The organism is Paenibacillus sp. AD87 (assembly GCF_001659845.1).
Classification (GTDB): Bacteria; Bacillota; Bacilli; order Paenibacillales; family Paenibacillaceae; genus Paenibacillus; species Paenibacillus marchantiae.
Genome location: NZ_LXQN01000007.1, coordinates 4,371,772 through 4,392,319 on the forward strand (window position 1 = coordinate 4,371,772; position 20,548 = coordinate 4,392,319).

The 20,548-nt window shown below is 45.9% G+C and carries 24 protein-coding genes, 1 tRNA gene, 1 pseudogene and 1 riboswitch; of the genes and pseudogenes, 5 read left to right on the forward strand and 21 right to left on the reverse strand.

Annotated features, from left to right (window positions below):
* The 15 genes from gpAD87_RS19305 to gpAD87_RS19375 all read right to left on the reverse strand — a co-directional run bounded on the left by gpAD87_RS19305 (nt 1) and on the right by gpAD87_RS19375 (nt 12,489).
* Nucleotides 1–513, reverse strand: coding sequence for an A24 family peptidase (locus gpAD87_RS19305; protein ID WP_064639979.1), 513 nt, complete (start codon nt 511–513; stop codon nt 1–3).
* Between the two features lie 8 nt (nt 514–521).
* Nucleotides 522–1,607 (reverse strand): TadE/TadG family type IV pilus assembly protein, encoded by a 1,086-nt coding sequence (locus gpAD87_RS19310; RefSeq protein WP_082935179.1) that lies wholly within the window; start codon nt 1,605–1,607, stop codon nt 522–524.
* Nucleotides 1,608–1,636: 29 nt separating this feature from the next.
* On the reverse strand, nt 1,637–3,769 hold the full coding sequence (locus gpAD87_RS19315; RefSeq protein ID WP_231952664.1) for a hypothetical protein: 2,133 nt from the start codon (nt 3,767–3,769) through the stop codon (nt 1,637–1,639).
* Between the two features lie 75 nt (nt 3,770–3,844).
* Nucleotides 3,845–4,522: a TadE/TadG family type IV pilus assembly protein gene (locus gpAD87_RS19320; RefSeq protein WP_064639982.1), complete on the reverse strand. Its 678-nt coding sequence runs from the start codon at nt 4,520–4,522 to the stop codon at nt 3,845–3,847.
* Nucleotides 4,503–4,694 carry a Flp1 family type IVb pilin gene (locus gpAD87_RS19325; protein ID WP_064639984.1) on the reverse strand — a complete coding sequence of 64 codons (192 nt, stop codon included), beginning with the start codon at nt 4,692–4,694 and terminating at the stop codon, nt 4,503–4,505. Before gpAD87_RS19325 ends, gpAD87_RS19320 begins: the two co-directional genes overlap by 20 nt.
* Before the next feature lie 12 nt (nt 4,695–4,706).
* The gene (locus tag gpAD87_RS19330; RefSeq protein ID WP_064639986.1) at nt 4,707–5,576 is read right to left on the reverse strand and encodes a type II secretion system F family protein; all 870 of its coding nucleotides are present in this window, start codon (nt 5,574–5,576) and stop codon (nt 4,707–4,709) included.
* Nucleotides 5,577–5,588: 12 nt separating this feature from the next.
* A complete protein-coding gene (locus gpAD87_RS19335; protein WP_064639988.1) occupies nt 5,589–6,356 on the reverse strand; it encodes a type II secretion system F family protein in 768 nt (255 codons plus the stop codon).
* Nucleotides 6,357–6,375: 19 nt separating this feature from the next.
* A complete protein-coding gene (locus gpAD87_RS19340; RefSeq protein WP_064641044.1) occupies nt 6,376–7,662 on the reverse strand; it encodes a CpaF family protein in 1,287 nt (428 codons plus the stop codon).
* 14 nt (nt 7,663–7,676) lie between these two features.
* Nucleotides 7,677–8,900, reverse strand: coding sequence for a nucleotide-binding protein (locus gpAD87_RS19345; protein WP_064639990.1), 1,224 nt, complete (start codon nt 8,898–8,900; stop codon nt 7,677–7,679).
* Between the two features lie 162 nt (nt 8,901–9,062).
* Complete coding sequence (locus gpAD87_RS19350) at nt 9,063–9,446, reverse strand: VOC family protein (protein ID WP_064639991.1); 384 nt, start codon at nt 9,444–9,446, stop codon at nt 9,063–9,065.
* A gap of 265 nt (nt 9,447–9,711) precedes the next feature.
* On the reverse strand, nt 9,712–10,575 hold the full coding sequence (locus gpAD87_RS19355) for a DUF6612 family protein (RefSeq protein ID WP_064639993.1): 864 nt from the start codon (nt 10,573–10,575) through the stop codon (nt 9,712–9,714).
* Between the two features lie 99 nt (nt 10,576–10,674).
* Complete coding sequence (locus tag gpAD87_RS19360) at nt 10,675–11,097, reverse strand: thiol-disulfide oxidoreductase DCC family protein (RefSeq protein ID WP_064639995.1); 423 nt, start codon at nt 11,095–11,097, stop codon at nt 10,675–10,677.
* Nucleotides 11,098–11,241: 144 nt separating this feature from the next.
* Nucleotides 11,242–11,520 (reverse strand): hypothetical protein, encoded by a 279-nt coding sequence (locus gpAD87_RS19365; RefSeq protein WP_024629327.1) that lies wholly within the window; start codon nt 11,518–11,520, stop codon nt 11,242–11,244.
* Between the two features lie 98 nt (nt 11,521–11,618).
* Nucleotides 11,619–11,864, reverse strand: a complete 246-nt coding sequence (locus gpAD87_RS19370) for a zinc ribbon domain-containing protein (RefSeq protein ID WP_024629326.1) — start codon at nt 11,862–11,864, stop codon at nt 11,619–11,621.
* A 205-nt stretch (nt 11,865–12,069) separates the two neighbouring features.
* Nucleotides 12,070–12,489: an organic hydroperoxide resistance protein gene (locus gpAD87_RS19375; protein WP_063564421.1), complete on the reverse strand. Its 420-nt coding sequence runs from the start codon at nt 12,487–12,489 to the stop codon at nt 12,070–12,072.
* A gap of 446 nt (nt 12,490–12,935) precedes the next feature.
* Between gpAD87_RS19375 and gpAD87_RS19380 the strand changes: the two genes are divergently transcribed.
* On the forward strand, nt 12,936–14,231 hold the full coding sequence (locus gpAD87_RS19380; RefSeq protein WP_063564630.1) for an Nramp family divalent metal transporter: 1,296 nt from the start codon (nt 12,936–12,938) through the stop codon (nt 14,229–14,231).
* Nucleotides 14,232–14,371: 140 nt separating this feature from the next.
* Here the strand turns inward: gpAD87_RS19380 and gpAD87_RS19385 are convergent, their stop codons facing one another.
* The gene (locus gpAD87_RS19385) at nt 14,372–15,064 is read right to left on the reverse strand and encodes an HAD family hydrolase (protein ID WP_161490571.1); all 693 of its coding nucleotides are present in this window, start codon (nt 15,062–15,064) and stop codon (nt 14,372–14,374) included.
* 165 nt (nt 15,065–15,229) lie between these two features.
* Complete coding sequence (locus tag gpAD87_RS19390; protein ID WP_228469185.1) at nt 15,230–15,628, reverse strand: hypothetical protein; 399 nt, start codon at nt 15,626–15,628, stop codon at nt 15,230–15,232.
* A 117-nt stretch (nt 15,629–15,745) separates the two neighbouring features.
* Nucleotides 15,746–15,921, reverse strand: a riboswitch (cyclic di-AMP (ydaO/yuaA leader).
* Between the two features lie 367 nt (nt 15,922–16,288).
* Here gpAD87_RS19390 and gpAD87_RS19395 point away from each other — a divergent pair.
* Entirely contained in the window at nt 16,289–16,765 is a 477-nt protein-coding gene (locus gpAD87_RS19395) for a glutathione peroxidase (protein ID WP_024629320.1), read from the forward strand.
* On the opposite strand, the pseudogene gpAD87_RS32990 reads toward gpAD87_RS19395, so the two are convergent.
* Nucleotides 16,744–16,809: pseudogene (locus gpAD87_RS32990) on the reverse strand (hypothetical protein); the annotation flags it as partial. The gene gpAD87_RS19395 and the pseudogene gpAD87_RS32990 overlap by 22 nt on opposite strands.
* 106 nt (nt 16,810–16,915) lie before the next feature.
* Nucleotides 16,916–16,998: transfer RNA gene (locus gpAD87_RS19400), tRNA-Leu, on the reverse strand.
* A 420-nt stretch (nt 16,999–17,418) separates the two neighbouring features.
* Between gpAD87_RS19400 and gpAD87_RS19405 the strand changes: the two genes are divergently transcribed.
* Nucleotides 17,419–18,120, forward strand: a complete 702-nt coding sequence (locus gpAD87_RS19405) for an urease accessory protein UreF (RefSeq protein ID WP_064639996.1) — start codon at nt 17,419–17,421, stop codon at nt 18,118–18,120.
* Between the two features lie 106 nt (nt 18,121–18,226).
* Here the strand turns inward: gpAD87_RS19405 and gpAD87_RS19410 are convergent, their stop codons facing one another.
* Together gpAD87_RS19410 and gpAD87_RS19415 are read right to left on the reverse strand one after the other, a co-directional pair.
* A complete protein-coding gene (locus gpAD87_RS19410) occupies nt 18,227–19,063 on the reverse strand; it encodes an IS3 family transposase (protein ID WP_064636168.1) in 837 nt (278 codons plus the stop codon).
* On the reverse strand, nt 19,051–19,377 hold the full coding sequence (locus gpAD87_RS19415) for a helix-turn-helix domain-containing protein (protein ID WP_064636170.1): 327 nt from the start codon (nt 19,375–19,377) through the stop codon (nt 19,051–19,053). The genes gpAD87_RS19410 and gpAD87_RS19415 overlap by 13 nt, the downstream gene beginning before the upstream one ends.
* Nucleotides 19,378–19,661: 284 nt before the next feature.
* Here gpAD87_RS19415 and gpAD87_RS19420 point away from each other — a divergent pair, with 284 nt between their 5' ends.
* Both gpAD87_RS19420 and gpAD87_RS19425 read left to right on the forward strand, forming a co-directional pair.
* Entirely contained in the window at nt 19,662–19,865 is a 204-nt protein-coding gene (locus gpAD87_RS19420; protein WP_063564423.1) for a hypothetical protein, read from the forward strand.
* A gap of 27 nt (nt 19,866–19,892) precedes the next feature.
* The gene (locus gpAD87_RS19425; protein WP_064639998.1) at nt 19,893–20,546 is read left to right on the forward strand and encodes a hypothetical protein; all 654 of its coding nucleotides are present in this window, start codon (nt 19,893–19,895) and stop codon (nt 20,544–20,546) included.
* Nucleotides 20,547–20,548 lie beyond the last annotated feature (2 nt).

Consider the following 20,548-nt stretch of genomic DNA (forward strand, 5'->3'; position numbering starts at 1 on the left):
TTAAGTCATGTAGATATAGGCGCTAATGAATCCCGGCAATACGGCCAGCATAAAAGGAAACTTCAATGTCTTTTCCTGATTGACCAGCTTGAGCGAACCGAGCATGAAGAAACCGGCAAGATTTCCTGCCATCCCGCGAATCCGCTTCGCAGAATCCCTTCTGAACAATAGAATGACTAATCCAATTGCCCCTGCGTACAAAACGGAGTAAATAATAACGTGAACACCAAAGGCCAGTCCTGTCCAAGCTCCAATTCCTCCAAACAATTTCACATCTCCCGCACCCACTGCCCCGATTAGATACATTAGAAATAAGACACCGAACCCCATCGCGAATCCGGCTGCGGAGAACAGAACCCCCTCCCATCCTCCCCAGATAATATGGACCAGCACTCCCGCGACAGTCACTGGTAAAGTTAAACGATTTGGAATTTTCATCGAACGAACATCTGTAACAAAAGCTGCAATCACATAAAGACCACAGGCCAGGTAAAACCACTCCACCTCCACCATCTCCTTCCTTATTTTCTGGAAGCCACATTAAACTCGGTCACCGTCTTGGCACCATCCCCAGTCTCTACAACAAATGTCCATGTGCCTTCCGTTGTACGTGTACCGACAAACCAGTTCCACTCAATCACACCGTTTTCATCGGCAGTCGCCCACCCGATATGCTTGGCTGAACTTTCACCGGACTTGTAAAATATGGTCAAGTTCGCTGTGACTCCGGGCTCAACTTTGACCTTAATTGTTGCATTGTTGCCTATGTATGCTGGCTCCGGCTTGGATAACACGGTTACTGTTCCTGCAGAATCGGCGTCTCCCCCACTACTATTGGAGCCTTCTCCGGTATCTCCGATCCATACCCGTTCTGCCGCAGCCGCTTGAATACGTAAAGATTTCCCTAGAAAGGGGACTTTAACAGGCAATTCATAGCTCAATTCAAGCCGAAAGTAAGGATTCGTTTTATTTTTGAGATCAGGTATGGAAACACCGTTAACATGCACACGCTCTACATCCAGTACAGAAGTATTAATAAAAGGCTCAAGCAGCGGTTTAACGGTAGGATCAAGTACTGTCTCAAGAACGGATGTCTTCACCTCCTGTAACGGTTGTTCACCCCTGGCAGCAGCTGCACGTACCCAATCACTTAGCGGCTCTGGCAGTGAAGAGGCGTACTCTTCGGCCCATTCCGTCAGTGACAACTCCGGTATTTTCCACCCACCCTCCGAGCCTTCACCACCTGCGGAATCAGAGGGGCTGAATACAAGGGAGACCGGATATATTTTCGTGGATAACTGCTTTACTGCCTCTCCTGCCGTGCTCTGCAATGCTGTTGATACCAACGTCATCTGTACGATGTAAATGAGGAACATGACAAAGAACAGGAATACAGGTAAAACCAGTGAGGCTTCCAAAACGATGCTTCCCATTTCCTTTTCTGATGAACCCGTCTTTTTTGGAGAACCTTCTTTTTTTGGAAAACGCACTTTGGAAATAGAATGTATCTGCTCAGTCAGAGACTTTAATCTTTCCAGTCTACGCACTCGTGTAAGTCGACTCTGTAATCGTGCCAATATTTTTTCCTGCAGATGCTGCTTATCCATAATCCCTCCACCGAAACGACCCAGATTACTCAATAGGAATAATCGGCCTTTCGATCAATGAAAAATCGCCCATCCTCTACCTGGTCTGCACTACCCATGAGAGCACCTATACTTCTTGTGACTCCTGGTAAAAACCACAATTTAATACTGCTGCGCATGTTTCCTGAAGCGTATGTCTGCTTCTCATCCGGATTCACGCCGGTATTCAATCGGATCAAAGCCAACATTCTGGACATTTTGCGTTCATTGTTGCTATGCATTAATAGGAACAAACGCAGATGGTCTCTGTATGTAAGCTTGACTTTGATATATTTGGACAATTCCACACTGCCGTCTTTAGCCAGTTTCACCATATCTGCTATAGCGTTTGTAATTCCGTATAAAATTGCAGCAGATAATACAAGTAGTGGATTCCCAAGCTTGCTATTCTCAATTAATCCTTCTGCAGTTCGAATCGCCAGACGCATGCCAAAGATCTCCGCATATGCAGCAGCAATGTTCCCCGAAGGATTATGAAAACCATATACGATGTACTCCAATTCCTGATTTTGCAGTTTGAACACTTCACCAGCATCTCCACTGCCTTCAGTCCAGCCCAACAATTGCCCAAAATCCATGGAATTGAAATACGCCACTGCGTACTCATTCTGAAACAATTCATCACCAAGACTATCTAGTAAATTGGACATCCCGCCGAACAAACTGTCCATTCCGTTCATGGCATCACCACCAGAGTCATACGGATCGCCAGCAATCTCTGCCTTTTTGGCTTCCTCACGGCTCGCTTCGTTAAAAGCGATGTTGGCGTTGTAGTACTCCTCCAGCTGTTTGAAGGCTTCCATGGAGCCGGAGCTCCCCTTTTCGATTTGTGACAATATGCGTTTAACTTCCTTCAACTTCCCTTTGGATTCCTTATCATTCGCTTTGCGCTGGGCATCAGATCCGCGACCGCTCTCCAACAGCTGTTTGCTTTGGAGAATAACATTGGAGGGACCACTTCTTACATAAGTGTCCATGTATCGTTCCGTGACCTGACTAGCCTGTCTAACCGCTGGTTTAATGGAAACACCACTCATTACCGTAACAGTGCGAAGCTGTGTATTAAGCTCCATACTGTCATTTCTGACATTGGTGAAATCCGAATTTTGTGAGCGTACATGTGCATTTAACTGATCAAACAGCGTGTCAGCTCTTACAAGTTCCGAAGCAAGGGAGCGTGTACTCTTGGCTTCACTTCCCGATCCGGTAGACGGAGGGCTCGTCCCAGGCAGCGTTGAGTTGCCTACGTTTTCATAACTGGCATTCTGTGAACGGTTCTCCCCTTCAGCGATTACCCGCTTCATTTCCTCATTGATCTTGCGAGCTTCTTCAATCTCGACTTGGGCTTCCTCCAATTTTGTCTGGTGAGCCTGCAATGCTGGTTGTATGATCGTGCTTATGCCTGTCGCCACATTCCCTACACCTGTCCGATAACGAGCTAGCTCTAGCATGTACTGCTGCTGGTTAAATGGCAGCCCCTCATCCATTTGTTTTTTGTTAAGATAATCCGCATAACGCGCCGCTGCTTCGGCAGCTGTCTCTGGCGTCTCTCTTAACATCTCATCGTAAATGGCAGAGGAAGGCGGATTCATGATCAGTGCAGGCAGACCCTTCAGCTTATCGGCGGATTCCGTCTGATTAGCTATTGCTTCGTCCAGCAATTCCTCACGTTTGTCATACAGTTTTTGCAATTTTTTGAGCAGATCCACGGTATGAGCAGCTTCTTTCATCTCTTCTGACATCGGCTTAAAACGGTTGACCACTTCCAGGGTAAAATCAACCGGCGCACGATATTTCATATCCTCCTGGATCTGGCGATTAAAAATATCGTATCTGCCCAGTTCACGCTCCATGCTTAGTGAAGTCGTATCCCATTGGATATCCAGAATTGGAAACCCATCTTTCACAGCCGAGGGCTTCACACTATCATTCAGCACCTTGGCCATAATGGACTCACCACTGCTGTCACCGTATCCAAATAGACCATACTCCCGCAAGGAAGTATCGTAGGCTGACATCACAGATCTCATCGTTGCATGCGTCATTCGTTCTGCCTGTACTTTGAAAGCAGCAATACGTGCATAATCAATGAAAATGGAAACAAACATAAAGATTCCAGCCAAAATCAAGATCAAGAACACGGTTACGGCTCCAGATTCACCATCTTTTTTTCTGAACAGTGCTTCCTCCTCCTTTCCTCATTTTTTGGTTTTGCCAAAATGCTGTACAACCTGTCCCGCTTCAGCGGCAGTACTGGCTGCGGCTCCGCCCTTGCCTTTAAACTTGGCTGCATAATAACGGACCAGATCCACCGTTCGGATGAATTCCGTCGGCTCTACAACTGCAGATGATCCTTGTGTAAGTACGCTGTTACCTGATTCAAATAAAAAAGAAGGCAGCGGTAAAGAAATTACCTGCTCCAGCTTGGTTGTAACTTTTCGCTGGATCAGCGAGTTCTGATATTCAATTGTCCCGTTCATGCCAGAGGGCATGCCTTGTGCGGCTTGGGACAGCTTCTTTTCCGATAGACTTCCGCCTTCTCCCGCAGGTACAGAAACAATAACCTCATTGTCCGCTCCCGCCCAACCAAACAGTGCTCCGAGCAATCGATCATCGGTCAGTCTCCAGTACAAGTTGTCATGTTCCCCAGCAACAACTTCTCCTGTCATCGCCTGCTTGTGGCTGTTATCCCAGCTGTAGGCGGCACGTTCAGAAGCTGCATACGCATGCTGGTTCAGAAATGTTTTCTGATACATGTACATGGAGAAAAATAAAAGTAACACGAGAATAAACAACACAATAGGGAAGACCAGGGAAGCTTCAACGGTGAAGCTCCCTTCTTCCTTTTTGAATCTACTAACCCGGGAAAAATTCATTACTTTTCGTGTCCACTTTACTAAGGAGGCTCGTAATTAGTTCAGTTATTTGTTTCTTGAATATTAATGCAATAATGATAATAACGCCGATGATCAGAATCAGCTCCAACGTACCAAGCCCATCCTCTTCCTTCCAAAATCCAGTTGCCTTGCTTTTCATCAATTCCAGCATCCCCAATTCCTCCTACATATTCATCATCATAAAAGCAGGTGCCCCGATCATCACCACAATCGAAAAAAAGATCAGTACCATCGGAAACACCAGTTTGGAAGAAGCCTGTTCTCCCTTAGCCCGACTAACGGCCTTGCGTTTCTCCCACAACACATGGGACAGATCCCGCAGCGCCAATACAAAGTCACCTCCCCCTCGTCGGAAATTCAGCAGCACTGTTGTAGTAAAAATCGTTACTTCCTGTACACCACAGCGACGACTGAACTGTTCAAAGGATTGTTGAAACGAGTAACCGTTATTCCAATCCCCGACCGTCTTTCGCAGCTCATTATAGAGGGGGTGATCCCGTTCTCCCTGACTTGCTACACAGTGAATAATGGCACGCTGTACCGTTTCTCCCGCACCAACCAGCAGGACAATCCGGTTCAATAACTCCGGCAGCTCCATGAGTATGTCCTGATCTCTTCGCTGTACTTTAGTGTTAAGATCTTTGTAAAGGGCGAAGGGCAGTGCAACACTGAGTGCCAATCCACCTACCATACCGCCAAGCCCCATGTCCCCAACGAGCGCCAAAAGGCAGCCTACGAGCAACATCAGCCACGAATAAGTCAGCATCTCAGCACAGTAGAGCATCGTTTTCTCTCCACTATGCTGTATGCCATACATTTTCTGAATGGCATGCTGCATACGGAACATGAGCACAGGCAATCTGCGGCCCACCTCGAACTTGTCCAGTAAAAACAAAAAGGGGCCATGCAGCTTCCTCAGACGTATTCCTTCCATATCCAGTTTGCGCAAATGTCGGTAGGTCTGCCCTCGCGTTCGATCAAGCACCAGCCACCCTGCTCCGAGCACCCCTCCGAAAATAACGGGAAGCAGCATCGTGTCAGCTCCTTATACTTTGATATCCATAATGCGTGTAATCCACAAATAACAGCAGGCAAGTAACGCCAATGCCCCGCTGGAGATCATATATCCCATCCCGCTGTATAACGGCTCCATAAAATCCTTGGCCGTAAAGTTTAGAAAAATCAGAAAAATAAATGGAGCGGCAAACATTACTTTGGATTCAAACTTCTTCTGTGCCACCGCTACCATGATGTCCTGCTGAATATCCAGCTTCTCACCAATCACCGCAGAGGTTCGCCTTACCACTTCGACCAGATCTCCACCCGTTCGCTTACAAGTGATGAACACATCGGCAAAGTTTGTGATATCCTCAATTTTGGCCCGATCCGAGAAGTCTTGCAGCGCCTCTTCAATAGGCTGACCATATTCCATACGCGTCCTCAGAATGGTGAATTCACGGATGAGATCTGTATCCGCCTCAGGATTCAGCATGCGCAGATCCTCCACGGATTCCTTAAATCCATTCTCTACCGATTTTCCCGCAGCCAGCGCAGAGGACAACGCGTATAATGCCTGCTTAAAATGTAAACTTAGAGTCATTCTTCTTCGTTCCAGCAGTACTTTTGTCCAGTGTTTTGGTACCCATATACACCCCGCAGCCAATATCAGTCCGGCCAACCACTGATGATAGAACAAAATACCGACACCAAAGAACAACAAACCACTAATCAACATGCAGACAATCCGCTGTCTCCGGGATAGCGTATATACGGTGTAGTCCGTTAACGCCTGTCTGGCCTCACCCAACTTCATCACCTACCAATAAAATCAACTAATTTACGTTGTTATCCGATTCATCTAACTCATCACTATTTAGTTCTATGTACTCGTTCAACCATTCCCCTAGCCCAGCCATCTGAATTTTATCCACTTGTCTCAGCGTTCCAACTTGCATGAGTCCGCCAATAATCTTGCCTTCTTTTTCTTCGATTTCCTGGAAACGAAACAGTGGATTGAGCAGTACTTCTCCGTCCTGCATGCCAATCACTTCACTAATCTCGGTCACCCGACGTGAACGGTCCCGCAGCCGAGATAAATGTACAAAGATATCAATGGCCGAGCTGATCTGCTGCCGGACAACCTCAATGGGAAGATCCGCTCCGCTGAGCACCATGGTCTCCAATCTGCTGATCATATCGGAGATCGTATTGGCGTGACCCGTGGACAACGAGCCATCATGTCCAGTGTTCATGGCCTGCAACATATCCAGTGCTTCTGCTCCCCGCACCTCACCAATGACAATTCGATTTGGACGCATCCGCAAGGACGACTTGATCAGGTCCCTAATAGATATTTGCCCCTTGCCCTCGGTATTGGCATTGCGCGTCTCCAGCGATACCAGATTGGGTACCGTTACAATCTGTAATTCAGCAGAGTCCTCAATCGTGATAATCCGTTCATCCGCAGGGATAAACTGAGATAATGCATTTAGGAAAGTGGTTTTCCCCGACCCGGTTCCCCCGCCAATAAAAATATTGTATTTGCTGCGTACCAACTGCTGCAGCAATTCTGCCGCTTCCTCATGCAGGGCGCCTTTACCAATCAGATCGGACATCTTCATCGGTTCACTTGGGAATTTTCGAATCGTCATAGTGGGACCCTTCAATGCAATCGGAGGCAGCACGATATTGACCCGCGAGCCGTCTTTCAACCGCGCATCCACGATTGGAGAAGACTCATTCACAATCCGGTTCACCCCGGATACAATCATCTGGATAATGTCTTCCAGTCGTTCTCTGGACTCGAACTCCAGCGTGATCTGTCTGACCTCACCTTCCTGCTCAACGAAAATCTCCCGGTGGCTGTTAATCATAATCTCCGTAATCTCGGGATGATCCACCAATGGTTGCAGAATATCCAGCCCTCGAAAGGAGTCAAATAACCGTTGCACCAGCGTATGTCGCTCCCCGGAGGTCAGATCATCCAGTTTCGGATCAGAGAGCACTTTACGCTCAATTCCCTGCCACAGTTCTTCGTCTCCCGCAGACGACGTTAAATCGAGGCCTGCCCTGACCTCGCGACGCATGATCTGAAACTGCTCTTCACGTTCCAGTATCATCTTGGATGAATCCGTCATAGTGACCAACCATCACCCTTCTGGATTCGTCCTGTCTGCTTCAGTTCTTCTTCCCCATCCTGTACAATCATGGCGCATAGTCTCTTCACTTCGCGTTGAAAGATCGGTGAGCTGAGCATCACTTCCTCCTGGCTTAGCTGCTTCCAGGAAGGGATATACGGCAGCACAGCATCCAGATGCAGATCAGGCCTTGGCAAGGCATTGATGACGCTGTCTCGATACTTGTTGACAATGAAACGGGCACGATCCAGTACACTTTCATGCAGATCCGGCATCGTACGTTCCAGATGCTGCATCCATTGGCCCCAGCGGTGCATAGAAGAAATGTCATCCTCAACCAGCCACACGAATGCATCTGCAGCATCGAAAATCCCCTCACTGCGTCCATCCCAACCTGAGTCCCCATCCAGAATGATCACATCATATTGCCCGCAGTCAGCCAAATAACGGATCAGGCTCTTGGTATCTTCACGGGACATTTGCAGCAATTCCTTTCGATTCGATAACGGCCAGAATACATCCGACTTCAGCGCTTCGTGACGAAGCACATATCCGTCAACCCCTTTGGAGGAAGACAGCAATTGTCCTTGTTTGCCTGATTCCTTCCTGCCCACCTTCAAATCGTAAAGCAGACGTGACAGCCCTGTTTCTGCGTCAGCTATACGCTGTCCACTTCTAGACAGACCCTTCTCCAGAAACGGCAACGAGCTATCCAGCGTCTCCAGATTGAGATACAGAACAGCGTAACCTGCAAGCCCCAGTTGCTTCGCCATATGCATCGCCACCGCAGTCTTGCCACTCCCGCCGGAAGCTGATACAACTCCAATAGAAAGCGTCTCCTGTCCTGGACGATGGGCCTTCTTCCGACGCGGCTGCCGACAAGCATTGAGAACAGCGTCGATCAGTGTAGGCAAAGGTTGATACTTCATCAGCCGTTTATCCTCATCCACCTCATCTAATCCTTCACTAAGCATCAGCCATGGAATACCCGAAGTTTCGCCACCGTTACCCAGCCAATTGTTCAGAAACTCCGCTTCCGCAATCACCAGATCCGGCAGTTCCCTGCCTTCCTGTTCATTCATGTGATCCCTGAACGCTTCCCATTGTGAAAAGGCGGTAAATCGTATACCGGAGCCGGACGGCCTGCCTTGTACAAAATCAAGCCAGGCGCTGATATACTCTCTGTCTTTGGAAGCCAGCACTGCCTTAAGAACAATCAATTCTTCTCCCCTCCCTGCAAAAAAAAAGCACAAAAAAGCACCGTCCAATAACCGCAAAAATATGCAGTGTATGGACGGTGCTTCCGTCACGTGCTATGAATGTATGGATAATATAGCATACAATTTCTGGAGGAGCAAGGGATTTATTCAAACGCAAATCATTCAAGAATGATAAGGGGCATCGAACTCAATAATATTGCGGTCAGGATCAAGTACAAAAATCTGTGCAAACCCGGCAACACTATCTGGTCTTGCCTCATATTCAATTCCCTGCTGTTCCAGCCAGGCCAAAGTCTCCTTGTAACTCTTCACCCAGATCGCAAAATGTCCATCTGTTGTATCGATGCCAGCCTCACGAAGCGTATGTCCCTGCGGATGCTGTAATAGATGAAGCTGCTGACTACCAAGGGCATACCAAGTGCCTGTGGAGTTGAAAGGCGGACGTTCAACCTCCTGCATACGGAGCAAACCGGAATAGAATTTCTTCGCAACTTCCAAATCACGTACAGCCAGACTCACATGGTGTATATGTGCATATTCAATCATTTCTTTTGACCTCCTGCCTGAAATAGCCTTCCTTCAACTTCCCATCAACTCTAAATTTAATCGCTTACACGACTATACTATAACACCTTGGACTCTGACCACAACGCATACAAAAAAAGAAAAACACCCCTGATTGAATTCAGCGAACCTGTCGGTTCATACAAATCCATATCAGAAGTGCCATTTCAAGAAGATCCACATCTTTAAGCTACTTTACCAGGTTAACTTCTCATCGGAGAGTTACACCCTCTTATCCTTGCGCTTCTTATTTAGCACTATCCAATGCTTCTTGCGGGATCTTGATCTCTTTCACGCCATTATGGTTAGAGAACGTGCTGGTCATCTTCATGTCCATCGAGATTTTCTGTCCTTCCTGCTCCATATTCATAACCATGTTGACATCCGTACTTGCAGGCAGGTAGGTTACTTTGTTGATCATATATTTCATTTTCATGCTGGTAATATTCATTTGATCAAGCATCGCTTGAGTTTGGGCATCCGATCCATTTTGCTCCATAACCGCTTTGGCCAGTTCCTTCACGTTATCACCGGATACGTCAGCGTTAATGACGTAGTTGTCGTTTTCTTCCGTAATTTTGGTGTCTTCGGCAATCTTTTTGAATTGCTCCAGCTCACCTTCCGGATTCATGCTTGCCTGCATCTGCTCAATCAGTGGTTTCGTTTGTTCGTCAGGAATTTTGACCCACTGGTTCCCCACCTGCGAATAAATCTTATCCGAAGTGATGTACTGCTTCACATTCTGCGCTTCCTGTCCGGACATTTCCATTTTCATCTCCTGATAGATCATCATCGGATCTTTGATGATATCCATCTTCAGTGATGTTTTCACCTGTTGATCCTGGGACTGCTCACCAGCCACCAGTTTCAAATTTTGATCGATATTGGCTTCCGTAGTGAAGCTTTTCATATCTTTAGTAGCTGCATTCGTTTTCTCAATTAACTCGTCCAATGTAGGGATCTTTGTCTCCTGCTCCGCAGTTGTATTCCCCTCGTTAGACGTTTCGTTTCCAGCTGGCGGCGTTGCTGTACTGTTATCTGCATCGCTACTGCAAGCTGTCATGCTTACTGCTAATAATGCCCCAATAATTAATGTAGTCCACTTCTTCAAGTTATTTGCCTCCCAAAATAGAGTTGATCCGTACTCATTACCCAATTATTTCCGTTATTAATCAATCGTCACCGATAAAATATGTCACACTTCAGCCTTTCAAAGGAATCGATCCTTAATTTCAGGTGTAGGCAGCATGCACGCTTCATCTTTACCGAACCAGCGATATCGGTTGCGAGCTACAGTGTTATATATGGCATTTCGAATAAATTTCGGTACAATAATCAACACGTACAATAATGGATAAGGGAATTTCAAACCTTTGGCCAGACGCAGCGCTGCGGTTGAACGTGTATAATATTTTCCATCCTCAATGAGTACAAAAGTATCCATGCTGTCCGTGGACAGATTGCCCTTCTCCAGCAATTTTTTCGCTACATCCGATTGGAGTGATGCAAAATGATATTTCCCCTCAGGGTCACGCTTGATAATCCACTTCGTTAATCCTTGGCAGAAATGACAGACTCCGTCCACAAGCACAATCGGGTGTCCCTGATGCTGATCCGTTTGATTTGCTGTCATAATCGTGGCCTCCTCATGTGTGCTATTAGCATAACTTACCCGTTTTGAGTCATCCCGGTCGCTTTTTTTACATTTTATTTAAGTGTAACGGAAAATAGAAAAAGAGCGCAGGCTCTATGCCCACGCTCGTATCTGTTTTGGCAATTACTCGGCAATTGCCTTTTCCATCCATTGGTCGTCGATCATCTGTTGATGCAGGTCACCAGCCCACTGGTCCATGCATTTGCAAATGAAATCTTTGCGACATACCGGACAAGGTGTTTTCTGTAGACGGCTGATATTGGTCAGCTTCCATTCCGGGGAATGGGAGTAGAATACACGGCATTGTGTACCGTCTACCAATTTCATTTTAAATTCATACAATCCGTCTTCCTTGTTGCCACTAGCTAATTCTAAATTTGCAATACGCGGTCTATAAGACATGGATATCACCTGTTAATTCAAATTTGGTTCATGCAATGACACTTCTTAGTACTAAATCATATTAAAGAAATTTTAGTTCGATGTCAACTCACGCACATTTACCCACCAAATAGAATATCAAGAATGGTACCCACCTGACCCTGTTTTTTCCCTTTCAACACATCCGGATCGAATACTTCTACATATCCACAGGAAGAACAGGCGACGAAGAGATAATGATTGTGCTGAATATCAAACATTTTGCTAAGTCCTGCTCCTGACATGGATACTTCCTTAATATTGCAATCCGTACCCCTGCATTTGGTACATACAAATCGTCGTTCTATCATCTCTTCAATACTCATTGTCGTTCCCCCTTATTCGAATGTATGACTTCAAGCAAGAGTAGATTATGTAAAATAGTACGCTGTTCAACATGCAATCTCCTGCATCTCATCTGTATTATAAAATACAAAACCCTGCCGAAGGCCAGCAGGGTCTTGTACTCGAACATCAGGTATCCAAAGATACCCTGCTCTATATGTTCCCTTTACTCCTACGAGTCAGGTCTTAAACTACATTAAGTACCACATCAATATTGCCGCGTGTTGCTTTGGAGTAAGGACAGAAATCATGTGCCTTGCGAGCAAGATCCTCCGCTTGACTGTGATCCACGCCAGGCATGCTCACATCCAAACGTACAGACAGTTGGAAACCATCATCCGCCGGATCTTTGCCGATGGATACATTACTTGTGACCACCACATTCTCCAATTTCACGCCTGCTTTGCGTGCCACATTGGCAAGAGCACTTTCATAACATGCACCGTATCCCGCTGCAAAGAGCTGCTCAGGATTGGTTCCTTCACCACCGGAGCCTCCAAGTTCTTTTGGCATTTTCAGATCATGCTTGAGTACGCCATCCGAAGAAGCCACAGAACCTGTACGTCCACCTTTAACTGTCGCTGTTGCTGTATATAAAGCTTCCATTAAGAATCTCTCCTTCACCTTTAAGTTTTTTGTTGCCTACAATTCAATTTAAACTTCTGGCTCATTTTGAAACGTTGTTGGTCCTTATTCAGCTTTTACATCTTTATCTTTTTCATGCATTGGGGATGAACACAGGTAATTTATCCAGGGTTGGGTAATATACTAAGGCACAATTCACTCTTCGGTAAATTTTGTCCTCATACACAAAAGTTGCACTAGACAAAAATAATTGAAGTAGTACAATGTAAGTATCAACATAAACGTTTAGACATATGTGAAGTCGTTTAATTACGCTTTTAAGATTTTGGTTTCAATGTTCAAATTTAATCAAAGGAATGACACCGTTCCTCTTCATATAGAATATCAATACTTCAAAGTCGGGTGATTATATTATGAGTAAAAAAAATCCGTTCAATACTCCTTCAAATGAGCCATTGGCTGCGGGTATGGCCCCATCTCTCGGGGAAGCCCACAGCTCCATGAAGGTGCCTCAGAACGCTGCTTGGTGGAAAAAGTTCCTTGCTTTTGTTGGACCAGGTTACCTGGTTGCCGTTGGATATATGGACCCCGGGAACTGGGCAACGGATATTGCTGGTGGTTCACAATTCGGATACACGTTATTATCCGTTATTCTGATTTCAAACCTGATGGCTGTTGTATTACAGTCTCTCGCTGGCAAGCTCGGGATTGTCACAGGACGGGATTTGGCGCAAGCCTGCCGCGAACGATTTAGCATGCCTGTTGTGATCGTGTTATGGATTTTGTGTGAGCTTGCGATTGCAGCCACCGACCTTGCCGAGGTTATTGGTTCAGCCATCGCGCTCAAGCTGCTGTTCAACATCCCCATGTTATACGGCGTCATTATTACCGCTGTCGATGTACTGGTCATTCTTTTGCTGCAAAATAAAGGCTTCCGCGCATTGGAATCCCTCGTAATTGTACTGATGGCTACCATCGCCCTCTGCTTCGGAATTGACCTGTTTCTCGCTAAACCGGATATGGGTGGCGTCATGCATGGTTTCGTACCGAATGTTGAGATTTTGCAAAATCCAGCTATGCTCTACATCGCCATCGGGATTATCGGTGCAACCGTCATGCCCCATAATCTGTATCTGCATTCTTCCATTGTGCAAACCCGTCAGATTGAACAGACGCCCAAAGGGAAAAAAGAAGCGATCCTGTATTCCACCATGGATTCAACCATCGCTTTAACGCTAGCTTTGTTCATCAATGCAGCCATTCTGATTGTGTCTGCTGCCGTGTTTCATAGTGCGGGTATGACCCAGGTCGCGGAAATTACAGATGCTTACCATCTGTTGACACCTCTGCTGGGAACCACCATCGCCAGCATCCTGTTCGGTGTAGCCCTGCTGGCTTCAGGCCAAAACTCAACACTCACAGGCACGTTATCCGGACAGATTGTAATGGAAGGCTTCCTGAACATTCGTATTCCAGCGTGGCTTCGTCGACTGGTTACACGTCTGATCGCTATCATCCCGGCCGTCATCGTAACAGCCATTGCCGGAGAGCACGGAACAGAGGAACTGTTGATTCTTAGCCAGGTTGTGCTGTCTCTGCAGCTACCCTTTGCCGTCATTCCGCTGGTAATGTTTACGAGTGACAAAAAAAGCATGGGGGCTTTTGCCAACAAGCTTTGGCTCAAAATCATCTCCTGGATCATTGCCGGAGTTATCGTTGTCCTGAATGTGTATCTGATTATCCAGACCATTCTGTTGTTCTAGGTTAAACGGGATTACGCCGTATTTTGTCTAACTCAAAAAGGCTGATCAACTCAAGTAACGTACCCCTTGAGACGATCAGCCTTTTATATGTTTGAGCAGCAGCCTAATTATACCGATTAGATCTTAAACACTGCTCTTATTTAGTTGTCTGAATTTTGAGTTACCATTAACAATGGAAGAAGTTCCTCCAGTGATTCAATAGTCCAGTCTGGACGCTCTGCATCCGCAAGCTCCGGCTGGAACCTGCCATAACCCTGCAAAATCCGGATCGTGTGCATACCCAGCTTCTTAGCCGGAATAATATCATTATCAATCCTGTCGCCGATCATGACCGCTTCCTCAGGTTTGCATCCCGCCTGTTTCAACGCTACAGCATACAATTCAGGATCAGGCTTGGACACTCCTTCTTCAGCCGAACAGGCCAGCACATCCACATACTTGCGCAAGCCGTAGCTATCCAGCCGATTTTCCGTCCCCGGACTCTGATTGGCAATGATACCAATCTTATAGTGTTGCGACAACGTCTGGAGAACAGCGTCGGCTGACGCAAAGGGGCGCTCAAGCTCTTTGCGGAACTTCAGCTTCTCCTGTATCTGTTCCCGGTGCCCCTCATCGCTGATAAGGGTACGAATAGCCAATTTCATCGGCCATTGCTCGTAATTTCGGTAAGAGGCGGCAAATATATCTCGCACCGTCTGCATCTCCACCTGATAACCAAGCGCACAAGCTTCACGAACGAACTGACCGATAATATCATCTACCGGCTCCCATTCGTCCACGAGCGTATCCCCCACATCAAAGAACAACCATTGTATTCCACGTACATCCGGCACGCCTATTCCTCCTCGTTAGCCACAGGAAATCCATATCCCTATTTCCCAAACCATAAAAAAGAAGACCCACCAACATGCATGAGTCTCCTCAAGTTTCCGTTTATTTATGATTTCAATTATAACAGGCAGCTGACACTGGATCAATCACAGGAATAGTACTAGCCACTAGCCATTCAGCAGAAACCCAACTTCCCCATTCAAGGAATATACAATACGGTCTGCTCCCATTCCCCGATAGATCCCTTTGGGGTGGCTTTGTTCCGTAATGACACACAAGGACTTGGATGTCCATGAGCGGCAGATCTGCAAATATCGACAGGTCAGGTTAAGGCTATTTTCAAAAATAAAAACATTGCCGACACTACCTTGCGGCAAAAACCATTTCTGAGCTGCAGCCGTGTTCATGCGAATGACATGCTCCACACCGATTCTCCGGAGCCTGCGCTCTTCCCCTGCACTGTTGGTCAGAACGGCAAACGGCATTTTTTTGTACATCAGCAATTTGATAAATTTACGTCCTGCTTCATTTGGAGCAGTCACTAAGATCATCTCTTTATCCATCATTCGTTCCTCCCTTGGCGTGAAAAGACAACAAAAAAGAAGCGTGGGGGACCAAGGCCTCCCGGACGCTTCTTCAATAATCCATAGCAAAAAGACACTATGAACCAGCGTACGGCTTGTTGCCTCTCCCTTTAACGCTTACGAGGTTAGCTGACGGATTCGGGCGCGAGAGTCGCCCTATTTCCGGCTGTCACCGGAAAATTCACCCCATGGATGCCTACTGTCTTGGACAGTTCATCCTGTTGGTTCCCCCGTTTCCCACCCATGAATGAATGGAAACTCAGCGATTAAAACATCGTTCTTTTATAATCATTAATCAGAGCGATATTATCGTTTGTTTCGTTTTTCATGTAAAATTTAATTTAAATTGGAATTACGATATGAATCATACACCCGTGCCATATTGGTGTAAAGTCTGCGCAGATCACCGAATCGACGGATTTTTGCCATTTCACATCAATAATAGCGCTTACAACGCATCCATTCTCTACCCATCTCATCAAAGCTCTCTAATTCTCTCTTTAGCGAAATTCAGGTAGCAAATCAGTCACAGATCATACACGACAGCTTCAAATTGAGTTAAAAAAGCAATATTAATTTTGCATTATTTAATTGTAATCAATATAATAGAAGAAAGAAGAATATGAAATGGAGGCGATTTTCATGTCAGTCTACGACTACAAAGTAAACACCCTTCGCGGTCAGGAAGTTGAAATGTCCAACTATCGTGACAAAGTACTGCTTATCGTGAATACAGCAAGCCAATGCGGCCTCACACCTCAATTCAAAGGTCTGCAAGAGCTTCAGGATAAGTTTAAAGACTCCCCATTCGAAGTTCTTGGTTTTCCAAGCAACCAGTTTGCACAGGAAAAAGGCTCTTCTGATGATATTGCCGAGTTCTGCCAGATGAACTATGGTGTTAGCTTCCCGATGTTTGAGAAGATCGATGTGAATGGTTCAAGCGCTCACCCTCTTTTCCAGCACCTTACCAAAGAAGCGCCAGGCGTACTCGGCTCCAAAGCCATCAAATGGAACTTCACCAAATTCCTTGTGGATCAGAACGGACGTGTTCTGAAACGGTATGCTCCCAAAACAACACCTGATAAAATTGAAGCGGACATCAAAGAATTGCTTAAATAACAAGTAAAGGCCATCCGACCCCAGCAGACAGAATGAGCATGCATTCAGGGGAAACGGGTGACCTTTTTTTGTCTGGCCCATCTGTACTGTAAATAAAACAAAAAAAAGAAGCTTCCCATACGGGAAGCTTCTTTTTTATCGTTCTTATGATGCGGTCGAGAGGACTCGAACCTCCACGGGTATACACCCACTACCCCCTCAAGATAGCGTGTCTGCCATTCCACCACGACCGCATGTCGTAAATAATCGGCAACAAAATTGATTATACCCGGTTCATGTTTAAAAGTAAAGCATTTTTCTTAATATCATTTTAACTGCGCTTTTCCTTCCATAAATCGTATAATCTCGTCATTTTCTCCTACGAAGTGCATATGATTAAATTTAATCCCGTTTGTATACCCGATTAGGCCGATCACTCTACTTTATTTGTATTACCATCCTTCATATCCCTTAGTATAAAGTAACTCATAAAGTTATATAAAATAACACTAAATAGATTTAATATTCAAAAAACAAAGAAACTATTGACAAAAAGCGGATATTTATGTGAATATATATATCATATAATTCGGATTCACAAACATAAAGCGAACCAAAAAGGAGTATAAATGTTATTTAACATAACATTTAACGAACGTAGGAGGCGAAAGATTGTGAACCGTGGGAATAAGCTGCTCGATTATGTCAAACTGCTTGATTCCTCTATCCAGGTCGGAGGGTTCACCCATTCCTTCGGTATGGATGCCCATATCGCTGAAGGTACCATTCGTAGTGTTGAAGATCTCGAATCATTCATGCGCTGTCAATTGCATCCCAGCATCGTGCGTCTGGAAGGTATGGCGATTAAAGGCATATACACCGCCGCAGATCACAAGGACGCATGGCGTACAGCCCTCATCGACAAACTCGTTCATGTCCAGCGCACCCCAGTCAATCTTAGAGAACATGCCTCCATTATGGGCAAACGACTAATTAAGCTAGCTCGCGCACTACACCCCTGGATTGATTTTAGCCATCTCGAACAAACGCTGGCTAAGTATGAATCTGTTGGCTGTCTCCCCACTGTTCACGCCTGGATTAACCACCACCTCGAAATCCCTGTCGAGGAGGCGGTCCTTGGTTATCTGCATTCAGCCATGAGTGCCTGCATAACCGAAGCCTCCAAAGTGATTCCTCTTCATACCGATACAATCCAGGACCTGCTGGTTCGCCTGGCCGCAGATCTGGAGCATGAATGGCATACCGTCAGCGCCTCCGCTGCCGATGGACCGGTACAACCAACCTCAATGTCCATGAAAACATTGTTCCCAAGCTTCCACATGCTTGGAGCAGGGCTTCACGCCTACAGAGCCTAATCTGTCCCCATCCCTTCATAACCCGCCTCCTCACACTGTAAAAATATAAAAAACACGCCGCAACCTCCTGGTCAAGACCCCATTTTGTAGACATTATAAAAAGACCCTAGGCTGCAAACTGGCGTCGGTACTCTACCGGCGTCAGTTTTTTTAGTTTTCGTTGTGGCCGTTTTCGGTTGTAAAAACGGATATATATTTCGATTTTGCTTTGTGCTTCAGCAACCGTTCGGATATGATAAGGATAGAGTCCTTCCGTTTTGAGATGCGAGAAGAAACTCTCCATAGAGGCATTGTCATAACAATTTCCTCGGCGAGACATGCTGATCCGGGCGCCAACCTTTGGCAGCATGTCGTGGTAAGCATGAGACGTGTACTGGAATCCTTGGTCGCTGTGAACGACCAGTCCGGTCATGTCTTTTTGCTTCACAAACGCCTTGCTAAATGTGCGGAGCACCAGTTCATTGTCGTTGCGTTCGCCTATTTCGTAAGCCACAATTTCGTTATTAAACAGATCCTTTATGGCTGAAAGATAAACCCAGCGCTCGCCCACACGATACTGGGTAATGTCGGTTACCCATTTCTGATTTGGCTTTTCCGCACGGAAGTCGCGCTTCAAGAGATTCTCTGCTACACGCTGCGCAGGTGCATACGAGCTGCTGGAGCGTCGTTTACGACGGATTCGAGATTGAATACCGAGCATTTGCATCAGGCGGAGCACCTTTTTGTGATTCATCCAAATCCCTTGATCTTGCCAAAGGAACAACTGGATCTGTCGATAACCATATTTGCCTTCATATCGTTGATACGTTTGAAGCACCTGTTTCTTCGCCTTTGCATCGCGATCAATTCGTTTACGTTTTACATAGGCATAAAACCCACTCCGGGACACGCCAAACACATGGCATAGACTCTGGATATCACCGTAAGCCGCTACTTTTTCCATGATCTGAAATCTCTCTTGTTTGCTTCCTCCTTCCAGATTACCAAGCACTTTTTTAGCAACTCATTCTCCCGTTTCAGGTTTTGCACATAGCGGTCTTGATCCATGTATTCTTTTCGACGACCTCGTTGATCCATCAGTCCGAACTCGCCTTGCTCCCGGTATTTCCGCATCCATCTCTTCATTCGTCCCGGGTCATGAATCCCCAAATGTTCATTAATCTTTCGATAAGTCCATCCTTCAACAATATGTAGACGAATGGCCTCTTTTTTAATTTTCTCCGAATATGTATTAAACTTTTGTCCCTTTATCGCCATAAAAAATGCACCCCCTAGAATTTCATCGGTTAAACCTAGGGGTTTTTCCAATGTCTATTCTAAGGGGTGCACTTCACTCCTTGCTGGCGTGTTTTTTATGTCATTTATTTTGTCTATTTAACGTATTTACGCCATTTAATATCTTAAAATACACTTTTTTACGTCTTTTTTAATTGTTAGATGACGTAAATACGTATATAATAAAACATACAGCTCGCATATCTATATATTTTACACCAAGAATAACCAGCTGAACACTACATTCCAACGAGGGGTGAACCCTTTTGAACAAAAAGAAACCTGTGACTCCTTTCGGATGGGCCATTAAACGACGACTAACCGAACTCCAGGTCGACCAAAAGACATTTTGTGAACAGTATGGCATTCCGCCATATCGTCTGTCCAATCTCATTCACGGTACCCGCAAAGCAACCCGGTTCAGGAACCAGGTCGCAGACATCTTGGAAATTCCAGATGATTTAAGATAAGATTTCTGCCAAGGAGGAGCTCATTTCATGAGATACTTAATATCCGATCTGGAGAGATTATCGTTCCAGTCCATTCAACACCAACTTATCATCGTCGATCACAACTGGATCATTCGAAGCTGCAACACCGCTTGGCAACATGGACTTGGGCAACTGCTTCCCAAACAGAGCGTAACAAGCCCCTCCAGAACAGCACCTGAACCGCCTCATTACCTTCATCTTGTAGAGGGGTGGACATTACGCGAGGAGAAAGCAAAAAATGCGAAGATTGTTCAGGAGTTAAAAAGTATCACTGCACCTTTTAAAGACAGTTATACATACGATATCTCCGTTCAAACCGCTCATAGCGAACAGCGGTGGTTCCGTCTGGAACTCACCCCATTGATTCAGGCCGACCCATCCCTGCTGTCTGATCTTGCACTGATTGCACACACGGATGTTACCGAACAGAAACAGACAGAACGCCAATTGAAGAAGGCTCTGTCTGAAGTGCGTACTTTGCGTGGACTGCTTCCCATCTGCGCTGTCTGCAAACAGATTAAGGATGAACAGGACAGCTGGAACTCTGTTGAAAGTTATTTGGAGAAGCACACCCATGCCGAATTCACTCATGATATCTGCCCGGATTGCATCCGAAGACTATATCCGAAGTACTCCAACATTCTGGACAAGCGCTCCTGAAC

Bases quoted from the DNA above. Each gene is read 5' to 3' on its own strand.
- gpAD87_RS19370 (WP_024629326.1), bottom strand. From the start codon at position 11,864: ATGAGTATTGAAGAGATGATAGAACGACGATTTGTATGTACCAAATGC.
- gpAD87_RS19325 (WP_064639984.1), bottom strand. From the start codon at position 4,694: ATGCTGGAATTGATGAAAAGCAAGGCAACTGGATTTTGGAAGGAAGAG.
- gpAD87_RS19415 (WP_064636170.1), bottom strand. From the start codon at position 19,377: ATGGCGATAAAGGGACAAAAGTTTAATACATATTCGGAGAAAATTAAA.
- gpAD87_RS19310 (WP_082935179.1), bottom strand. From the start codon at position 1,607: ATGGATAAGCAGCATCTGCAGGAAAAAATATTGGCACGATTACAGAGT.
- gpAD87_RS19390 (WP_228469185.1), bottom strand. From the start codon at position 15,628: ATGATGGATAAAGAGATGATCTTAGTGACTGCTCCAAATGAAGCAGGA.
- gpAD87_RS19320 (WP_064639982.1), bottom strand. From the start codon at position 4,522: ATGAATTTTTCCCGGGTTAGTAGATTCAAAAAGGAAGAAGGGAGCTTC.
- gpAD87_RS19395 (WP_024629320.1), top strand. From the start codon at position 16,289: ATGTCAGTCTACGACTACAAAGTAAACACCCTTCGCGGTCAGGAAGTT.
- gpAD87_RS19305 (WP_064639979.1), bottom strand. From the start codon at position 513: ATGGTGGAGGTGGAGTGGTTTTACCTGGCCTGTGGTCTTTATGTGATT.
- gpAD87_RS19360 (WP_064639995.1), bottom strand. From the start codon at position 11,097: ATGACAGCAAATCAAACGGATCAGCATCAGGGACACCCGATTGTGCTT.
- gpAD87_RS19425 (WP_064639998.1), top strand. From the start codon at position 19,893: ATGAGATACTTAATATCCGATCTGGAGAGATTATCGTTCCAGTCCATT.
- gpAD87_RS19335 (WP_064639988.1), bottom strand. From the start codon at position 6,356: ATGAAGTTGGGTGAGGCCAGACAGGCGTTAACGGACTACACCGTATAT.
- gpAD87_RS19410 (WP_064636168.1), bottom strand. From the start codon at position 19,063: ATGGAAAAAGTAGCGGCTTACGGTGATATCCAGAGTCTATGCCATGTG.
- gpAD87_RS19330 (WP_064639986.1), bottom strand. From the start codon at position 5,576: ATGCTGCTTCCCGTTATTTTCGGAGGGGTGCTCGGAGCAGGGTGGCTG.
- gpAD87_RS19365 (WP_024629327.1), bottom strand. From the start codon at position 11,520: ATGTCTTATAGACCGCGTATTGCAAATTTAGAATTAGCTAGTGGCAAC.
- gpAD87_RS19375 (WP_063564421.1), bottom strand. From the start codon at position 12,489: ATGGAAGCTTTATATACAGCAACAGCGACAGTTAAAGGTGGACGTACA.
- gpAD87_RS19350 (WP_064639991.1), bottom strand. From the start codon at position 9,446: ATGATTGAATATGCACATATACACCATGTGAGTCTGGCTGTACGTGAT.
- gpAD87_RS19380 (WP_063564630.1), top strand. From the start codon at position 12,936: ATGGCCCCATCTCTCGGGGAAGCCCACAGCTCCATGAAGGTGCCTCAG.
- gpAD87_RS19340 (WP_064641044.1), bottom strand. From the start codon at position 7,662: ATGATACTGGAACGTGAAGAGCAGTTTCAGATCATGCGTCGCGAGGTC.